The sequence below is a fragment of the Acinetobacter sp. SwsAc4 genome, assembly GCF_013391535.1.
GTDB lineage: Bacteria > Pseudomonadota > Gammaproteobacteria > Pseudomonadales > Moraxellaceae > Acinetobacter.
Window position 1 is genome coordinate 1 of the sequence record NZ_JACAXC010000060.1, and the last position, 2,182, is coordinate 2,182.

The following is a 2,182-nucleotide window of genomic DNA, read 5'->3' on the forward strand; positions in this document are numbered from 1 at the left end:
AAGAAGATGAAAATTAAGTTTTTAACAGTTTCATTGATGCTTATTCTGCCATTTTCTGTTTTTGCAGCAAATACTGTAGTAGAAAAAGCGGTCATTGAATCAAATAATACATATAAGGCGAAGTATAACTTAGAGGATATGACTGAGTTTAATCAGGCTCAAAAGGGCTTTATTGCCAAGCCAACAGGTCAAATTAAAAGTGAGAAAGGCAATGTTATCTGGGATTTTGATGCATTTAGTTTTTTACAAGATCAAGCACCAAATACCGTTAATCCCACTCTATGGCGACAAGCAAAATTAAACAACAATGTTGGGCTATTTAAAGTAACAGATCGAGTTTGGCAAATTCGTGGTTTTGATTTGGCAAATATGACCATCATTCAGGGTGATACTGGCTGGATTATTGTGGATACATTAACCTCTAAAGAAACGGCTGAAGCAGCACTTAAATTTGCTAGACAGCATTTAGGTGAGCAAAAAATTTCAGCCATTATCTTTACCCATAGCCATATCGATCATTTTGGTGGTGCATTAGGCGTTCTTTCTAGCGAAGAAATTAACGCTAGAAAAACTCCAATTATTGCGCCAAAAGGCTTTATGGAAGAAGCGACCAGTGAAAATGTGATGGCAGGTTCAGCCATGATACGTCGTGCGACTTATATGTATGGAACTTTTCTACCTAAAAATGCGGAAGGATTGGTGGATACAGGTTTAGGTAAGGCTGTTGCTGTGGGAAAAATGGGCATCCTTGAGCCTACACAACTGATCACTCAACCAGAACAGAAAATGACGGTTGATGGCTTGGATTTTGTGTTTTATAACGTGCCGGGTTCAGAAGCACCAGCAGAATTAACGTTCTCTATCCCATCATTGAAACTTTATAACGGCGCAGAAATTCTATCTCATACCATGCATAATCTTTATACCCTTCGGGGTGCTAAAGTCCGTGATGCCTTAAAATGGGTGGGCTATCTAGACCAAGCAATGCAGCATGCCAAAGCATCCGATGTATTGATTGCACAGCATCATTGGCCTGTCTGGGGCAATGACAATATTCAAGATTTTATTAAAACCCAGCGAGATGTTTATAAGTTCACGCATGATCAGACGGTGAGATATATGAACTCTGGTTTTAATGGCGCTGAAATTGCCGAAAAAATTAAGCTTCCAGCGGCACTTGATCAAAAACTATATGCTCATGGCTATTATGGAACCCTAAAACATAATGTAAAAGCAGTATACCAATATTATATGGGATGGTTCGATGCCCATCCTTCCAATTTAGATCCATTACCCCCTAAAGCTGTTGCAAAAAAATATATTGAGTTAGCAGGTGGGGAGAACAATGCATTGAAAAATGCGCGGGATGCCTACGCTCAAGCTGACTATAGATGGGCTGCCGAGATTTTAAAACATATTGTGTTGAATAACCCTCAAAACCAACAAGCAAAAGACTTATTGGCGAATACTTATCGTCAATTGGGCTATGCTGCTGAGGCTTCAACTTGGCGTAATTTCTTTTTGGTGGGCGCTCAAGAGCTACAAAATAATGTACCCCTACAAAATACTTCTGATCCGAGTGATTTATTGATTCATACACCAACTGAAAGATTTCTTGAAGCTATGGCGACAAATTTAGATGTGGAAAATTTAAAAAATGAAAACCAGTGTATCAATCTGGTTTTGTCGGATACCAAAGAGCATTTTTCATTATGGGTTGAAAACTCAGTCATGCAGTTTAAGCGTTATGATGAAAGTAAAGATTTGGCATTGGATTGCCCTACATTAACCTTAACCAAGCCCTTATATCTAAAAATGATTACAGGTCAAATAGAAGGGGTAAAAGTCCTGCTTTCTAAAGACAGTAAAGTCAAAGGTAATCCACTGAAAATTGGAAAATTCTTTGCAATGTTTAAACGTCCAGATTCAATTTTCCCGATTGTGACTCGACCAAATGGCTAAGCTCAAATAAGTAAAGTCGAAACTTAAATTAATAGATCCAAAGAAATGGGTGAAATTATCAACTTGGTTCTCCCAATCTTATAACAGGAATACAAGAAATTATTTCTTGTATTCCTCTTTAAAATTAAAATTAAGCTATATGTATTTTAACTCTATTGATACTTTATTAAATGGTTTTTGAATTTTTATACTTTATTTTCGATGGAGATATTTTTATTAG

At 37.0% G+C, this 2,182-nt stretch carries 1 protein-coding gene; it reads left to right on the plus strand.

Annotation, left to right across the window (positions count from 1 at the left end; genetic code table 11):
• The first annotated feature begins 6 nt into the window (after positions 1 to 6).
• Positions 7 to 1,962, plus strand: a complete 1,956-nt coding sequence (locus HYG88_RS15085) for an alkyl/aryl-sulfatase (RefSeq protein ID WP_000693745.1) — start codon at positions 7 to 9, stop codon at positions 1,960 to 1,962.
• Positions 1,963 to 2,182: the final 220 nt, after the last annotated feature.

Coding starts and splice junctions, on each gene's coding strand:
- HYG88_RS15085 (WP_000693745.1), top strand. CDS start 7: ATGAAAATTAAGTTTTTAACAGTTTCATTGATGCTTATTCTGCCATTT.